Genomic DNA, 5,970 nt, shown 5'->3' with positions numbered 1-5,970 from the left:
TCAGTTTGAAGTTGTTGTTGACAGAATCATTGAGGAACGTGCAGGCAAGGGCATGCGCGGCACTTTTGGTTATGTTCTGGCTCCTGGCCGAAGCAAACAACGTCGCCGGCCAGCTCGCAGGTGGCATCAGTAGTGCAGCCGTGACACTGCGCGGCATGGCTCAAGGCGCTATGGCTCCGGCCAGTACGGCGGGAAGAATCATCAACCCGACCTCAACCCGCCTTGACCCGCGTACCGGGCACCAAACCACATCCAGCCGCCTTGAGCACCTTGCAATGGGTCGCAGTGTCTTTGCCAAGAATCCAGCCTATCGGGACGGCCTGAAGGAACGGTTGCAACAAGCCTGGAGCAAGCCCGATGGCGGAACCATGAAAAAGGGATAACAAGCCATGTTCAGTCAGCTAGAGCATGAAGCCCTGATGCGCCTCATGACGCACGCAACGGGCTACGTTCCCGACAGCCGCCGCATTGCTCACTGGCTGCAAGAGTGGGAACAGTCGAGCAATCCTCGGGGTATCAAGGCGAAGGTGCCGGGCCTCGCCTTCGATCATGCCAGGGACGTGAGGGAAGTTGCCCAAGCAGCGAAGCGGACAGGGGCTAAGCCCACCACGCTCGGCCGCCTGGAATACCGCTACAACATGGAAAGTATCGCGCGGGCCTACCCGCTGCCGGTGATGGAGTACGAACGATGAAGGACAAGCCGCACGACGAAGCAATGGCCGAAGCGTACCGCAAGCGGCCGGGTGAGGCGTTCGCTATGTTCCGGGCGCTGCTGCTCGATGGCGGCCAGCTCGGAGAATGGCGCATCTTCTGGCGTCACGTCCGGCTTACGCTGCGTCAGCGGTAAGTCTCTCGATCCGCACCACGGCCCCGCCTCGGCGGGGCTTTCTTTTTGGTGACGGCGGATCTTCCTCGATCGCGCGAGCCTGTCACCATCGCCGGGCATTGGTGACGCCGGCAGCTCGGCCAGGTCATCGTCGTGTCACCATCCCTGTATTGGTAGTCATAGTCGTAGTAATAGTATTACTACGACTACAAGGCTCTGGCAGTGACCAAGAGCAGCGCTAGAGGTCTGAGTCATGATCTCGAAAATTTCGTCATGACGAAATTCTTAGCGCCTATGCCGACAGATGCCGAGTTGGTGTTCCTCACTCCGAAGGCTGCGGCGGCGAAGCCGCCTTTCTCCACCACGCCCGCAGGGCGAAGGGGGCGGCGTGCTGATTGCAAGTGGATGGCTCGTACTGCAAACAGCGGCACCACGCCCGAAGGCAACGGCCAGTTGAAAGTAACCCTCGCCCAGCAAGGACTGGCTGCCCGATGCACAGCGACCCCATGCCTCGAATTTCTTCGTCATGACGAAAAAACGAGGGGGAGTGTGGGCTAGTGCAGGATAGGCTAACGCCGGTATTTTGTGCCACACTACGAGCAAGCGCGTAAATCGAACATATTCCCACCGAGAAGGCCATGCCGAGAAAAGCTGAAATCGGAGCGACCCGCGACAGTCACATTTATCGCGTTCGCGTACCGACCGGATTGCAAGCGCAATGGGAGGAATGGTGCGCGAAGTCGGACAAGAAGCCGTCCGAGGTGATCCGGGCGCTAATGCGCTACCTCGTCCAGGACAACATACCGAACGAGGTGCGCAACTGGGTCGCTGCTCAGGCTGCCGGCCATCCAGACGATGGGCCAAAGGAGCGGGTCGAGGTTCGACTCACACCAACCGAGTACCAGAGCATCGTGACTAAGGCCGATGCCGAGGGCTGTTCCCCTCACCGATGGATCGTCAACTGCGTGCGGGCCAGCCTGACCAACGAACCGCAGTTCACGATGGAGACGACGAAAGCTCTATGGGAATCGTCATATCAGCTCAGGGCCATCGGCCGGAACCTGAATCAGATCGCCAAGCGGCTAAACGAGGGCAAGCCGGCCGGAATCAAGACTGAACAGATGGAGAAACTGGCGGCCTACATCTACCGGCACGCGGACAAGGTGGCGGCCGTCCAGGACGCTAGCCTTAGTCGCTGGATGCTGAACATCACGACGAACAACAACGTTGACCGCCCTCTACCCGCCTCCAACGGGCTGAAAGTTTACAAACCTTCATCCGTACAGACACGTAACCAGGGCCATGACTGACCGATTGTCCCCCGAGCGTCGTCGCTATCTGATGCAGCAGGTAAGAAGTAAGAACACTCAGCCCGAGAAGGCGGTGCGCTCTCTACTGCATAGCATCGGCTACCGCTTCCGACTGCATCGCAAGGACTTGCCGGGAACTCCCGATATCGTGTTTCCGAGCCGGCGCTTGGTGTTGTTCGTGCATGGCTGCTTCTGGCACGGTCACGGGTGTCGGATCGGGCAACTACCGAAATCGCGCCTCGACTACTGGAGTCCAAAGATCGAGGCCAATCGAGCTCGCGATCAGCGAAAGGAGGCCGCTTTAGCCGCAGAAGGCTGGCGCGTTGCCGTTGTCTGGCAATGCGAGCTAAGCGATCTCGGCGCTTTGGAGGCACGGCTTAGGAGCATCCTTGACCCGAGCTAAAAACGATCGACAAAGCGATCGTTTTTTTTGTATGATCCTAGCTTGCGATCTGCACTCAACGAACGACAAGGACATTCAGCTATGACACGCCCCATCGGGATCGACCTGTTCGCTGGAGCCGGGGGGCTTAGCCTCGGTTTCGAGCAAGCTGGTTTCGACCTCGTCGCGGCGGTGGATATCGACCCGATCCACTGCGCTGCGCACAAGTTCAACTTTCCCAAGTGCGCCACTGTCTGCAAGAGCGTTGTCGATGTAACGGGCGACGAACTGCGTCGCATCGCCGGCATTGGAAAGCGCGATCTCGACATCGTGATTGGTGGTGCGCCTTGTCAAGGCTTCTCTCTCATCGGGAAGCGCGCGCTCGACGACTCGCGCAATCAGCTCGTGCATCACTATGTGCGCGTGGTGATGGAATTGAAGCCCAAGTACTTCGTGTTCGAGAACGTCAAGGGTCTCACCGTCGGCAAGCATCGCCAGTTTCTGAAGGAGGTTATCGAGGCCTTTCAGAATGGTGGCTACGATGTAGTAACGGATTACAGGGTGCTCAACGCAGCCGACTATGGGGTGCCGCAAGATAGACGCCGTTTGATCCTCATGGGCGCTCGCAAAGGTCTTCCTCTTCCGGCCTACCCGGAGCCTACTGGACGCACGACCGTAGGCGATGCCATAGGCGACATACCCGATGCAGAGAGCTTCCCTGAGCTATGGGAGCGCGACTGGGTGAAGGCGAAGTATGGCAAGCCATCAACGTATGCCACCTATCTTCGTGGCAAGAAAGATGATCCGACCGACTTTGGCTATCGCCGACAATTCGACCCCACACTGCTCACCGGCTCATTGTTGACAGACCATACCGAGCTATCGCGTCAACGCTTTGCTGCCACAGCTCCCGACGATGTGGAGCCTGTCAGTCGGTTCAAGAAACTGGCTCTAGACGGCATCTGCAACACACTACGCGCAGGTACTGCGAGTGATCGAGGTGCATTCACGTCGCCTCGCCCAATTCATCCGACGGTTCCGCGCGTCATCACTGTTCGTGAAGCTGCTCGCCTGCACTCTTATCCGGATTGGTTCCGCTTCCATGCGACCAAGTGGCACGGGTTCCGCCAGATCGGCAACAGTGTCCCTCCGCTGCTAGCTCGTGCTGTCGGAGGACAGATCATGAAAGCTCTGCGCAAAAAGCCAGAAAAGCCGTCCGAGATTTTGGCGCTTGGAGACCAGAGCCTGATTGGCATTTCTATGACTGATGCCGCAGCGATGTTCGGCGTTTCTAGCACGGTCATTGCACGACGTAGCCGCCCTGTTGATCGGCCCGCGCCTCGACGTCACGAAGAAAGAGAGCTGGTAACAGCATGAACGACACCACCAAGGCACCGAGCCGCTATCACCAGCTTATCGAGAAAATTTTCTTCGACAGGTACTCCGAGGGCATAACCGAGATTCCGTTCGAGCGCAAAGCACTCAAAGAAGCTGCCCGGGAGCTCGACATCGCGCTACCCGACAATCTCGGCGACGTGATCTACTCGATCCGTTTTCGCACTCCCATGCCCGCCAAGGTGTTGGCGACCCAGCCAGTGGGGCGCGAATGGATCATCGAATTGGTCGGGCGGGCCAAGTACCGCTTCCGCTTGGCGACGGCCAATCGCATCGTCCCCAACCCGAACCTCGCTGTCATTCGTATTCCCGACAATACGCCCGAGATCATCGGTGCCTATGCGCTCGACGACGAACAGGCGCTGTTGGCGAAAGTGCGCTACAACCGCCTCATCGACATTTTTCTTGGCCTAACCACGTTCTCTTTGCAGAACCATCTGCGTACGAGCGTCAAGGGCGTCGGACAGATCGAGATAGATGAGTTGTACGTCGGTCTCGACAAGTACGGTTGCCACTACGTCATTCCAGTACAAGCCAAGGGAGGCAGCGACCAAATTTCTGCGGTACAGACCGCTCAGGACACTGCTTGGTGCACGCAGAAGTATCCAACCCTACGATGCCGAGCCATCTCGGCGCAGTTCGTCAGCAGCGACCAGATCGCCTTGTTCGAGTTGAAGATCGACGACGACGAGCTCAAGGTCGTAGAGGAACGGCACTACAAGCTGGTTCCTGCCGGAGAGCTTGACCGTAAAGAGATCGTCGACTACCGGAGCTGATCAAACCGGTACTCCTGCGGTACAGGACTCAGTTTTGTCTACCTTCGTTAAGCTGCGCTAAACTACTGTCGCAGCTTACTTTTTTGTTCTGTAGCTTACGCTCCCCTATGCTTGATTTTCCTAGGCATAGTGCGTTGGCGACGAACTCATAATCCTTTGGTTGAAGGTTCGAATCCTTCTGGGCCCACCATAAAATCAAGGGCTTAGCTTGTGCCAAGCGCCCTGATTTGAGGCTGTCGGGAAAATTGCCGGGAAAATTAGCTGCGCTTTGGCGGCTTTACCACTGGCAGTGCATGGTCATAGCGACCTGTCGTTGCTGGTGTTACGTGCCCTGCAGCATCTTGTTTGTCGCCCCGGTTGCCAACTGTGTCGGTAATGCCGCGATGCTTGAGGCCATGCAGAGAAAAGCGCTCCTGCTTCGTGATGATCTCTTCGGTCATTGCGAGCGTGATGAATCGTTGCCAGGCACTATCCAGAGAAGACTTAGCCATGGGGCTACCAGTCTGTTCAACGAGTAGCCGCCGATCCTCAGCTTTGATAGGGACTGGAAAGCTTCGGCCTTTCTTAGTCCAGATCGCGGTACGCCGCGCTGCGAGGAAATCCCACGCTTCGATCATCTCAGGATCCCACTCGGTAAGCGTGTCGCGTGATCCTTTGCGCCGCTGAGCATGTATGCCCGTTGGCTGCTTATGTGTGTCGTTGAGGGTGCACATCTCGATGCCGCGTAGGCGTGCGCTATACGCGAGCACCATGACTGGCGCCAGGTAACTCGGGCAACTGCCCTTTGTGTGTGGTGGACGGGAGCCGCGTTCACGAGCGAAGGTCAACACCTTGTCGAATGCAGCCGGCGTTGGCATGCGGTGCTTCTTAGCCTCGCGTGCTTGCCTCACGCCGATGGCTGGATTTGATCTACATAGGCCGACACGCATGCCCCATGCGAGTGTGCGACGTAAGTAGCGGTGAAGGTGATTTGCTTTACTGGGCGTTGCAGGAAGCGCGGGTTGGTGACCGTTGGCAAGCCGCCCCATTGCAAAAACTTCCACGAGTCGCTGGATCACAGGCGTCGTGATGCGATCAACCTGCACCGAGCCTAGTTTCGATCCGTCCTTGCGCAGATAGTCGGCAATGGAGTTGGCGTAGCGCTTGTAGTCATCTTGCGTGTCGGTCGCTAGTTCCTTGAACTCCAACGACTCATGGAAGCGATCAAAGAGATAACGCAAAGTGCCGCGCATGCCCTTGCCTGCACGTTCCTCAATGATTCTGTCAACAACAACTTCAAAC

General features: G+C 57.5%; 8 protein-coding genes. 7 read left to right on the top strand and 1 reads right to left on the bottom strand.

Going from position 1 to position 5,970, the window contains the following annotated elements:
- The 7 genes from J7360_RS19655 to J7360_RS19625 form a co-directional block, all read left to right on the top strand.
- Positions 1–383, top strand: a 383-nt coding sequence (locus J7360_RS19655) for a hypothetical protein (protein WP_244667847.1), incomplete at its 5' end; no start/stop codon positions are given.
- 6 nt (positions 384–389) lie between these two features.
- On the top strand, positions 390–692 hold the full coding sequence (locus J7360_RS19650) for a hypothetical protein (protein WP_017158441.1): 303 nt from the start codon (positions 390–392) through the stop codon (positions 690–692).
- On the top strand, positions 689–847 hold the full coding sequence (locus tag J7360_RS19645) for a hypothetical protein (RefSeq protein WP_209034583.1): 159 nt from the start codon (positions 689–691) through the stop codon (positions 845–847). The genes J7360_RS19650 and J7360_RS19645 overlap by 4 nt, the downstream gene beginning before the upstream one ends.
- A 617-nt stretch (positions 848–1,464) precedes the next feature.
- The gene (mobC, locus tag J7360_RS19640) at positions 1,465–2,136 is read left to right on the top strand and encodes a plasmid mobilization relaxosome protein MobC (RefSeq protein ID WP_209034581.1); all 672 of its coding nucleotides are present in this window, start codon (positions 1,465–1,467) and stop codon (positions 2,134–2,136) included.
- Positions 2,129–2,539, top strand: coding sequence for a DNA mismatch endonuclease Vsr (gene vsr, locus J7360_RS19635; protein ID WP_209034579.1), 411 nt, complete (start codon positions 2,129–2,131; stop codon positions 2,537–2,539). The genes mobC and vsr overlap by 8 nt, the downstream gene beginning before the upstream one ends.
- A gap of 81 nt (positions 2,540–2,620) precedes the next feature.
- Positions 2,621–3,895 carry a DNA cytosine methyltransferase gene (locus tag J7360_RS19630; RefSeq protein ID WP_209034577.1) on the top strand — a complete coding sequence of 425 codons (1,275 nt, stop codon included), beginning with the start codon at positions 2,621–2,623 and terminating at the stop codon, positions 3,893–3,895.
- Complete coding sequence (locus J7360_RS19625; protein ID WP_209034575.1) at positions 3,892–4,689, top strand: endonuclease; 798 nt, start codon at positions 3,892–3,894, stop codon at positions 4,687–4,689. The genes J7360_RS19630 and J7360_RS19625 overlap by 4 nt, the downstream gene beginning before the upstream one ends.
- Positions 4,690–4,946: 257 nt before the next feature.
- On the opposite strand, the gene J7360_RS21495 is transcribed toward J7360_RS19625, so the two are convergent.
- Positions 4,947–5,970 (bottom strand): integrase (locus tag J7360_RS21495; RefSeq protein WP_244667846.1); only part of this gene is annotated, 1,024 nt, incomplete at its 5' end.

The organism is Xanthomonas sp. D-99, assembly GCF_017746145.1.
In the GTDB taxonomy this organism is placed as follows: Bacteria; Pseudomonadota; Gammaproteobacteria; order Xanthomonadales; family Xanthomonadaceae; genus Xanthomonas; species Xanthomonas cissicola.
This window is presented reverse-complemented; position numbering and strand designations above follow the sequence as displayed.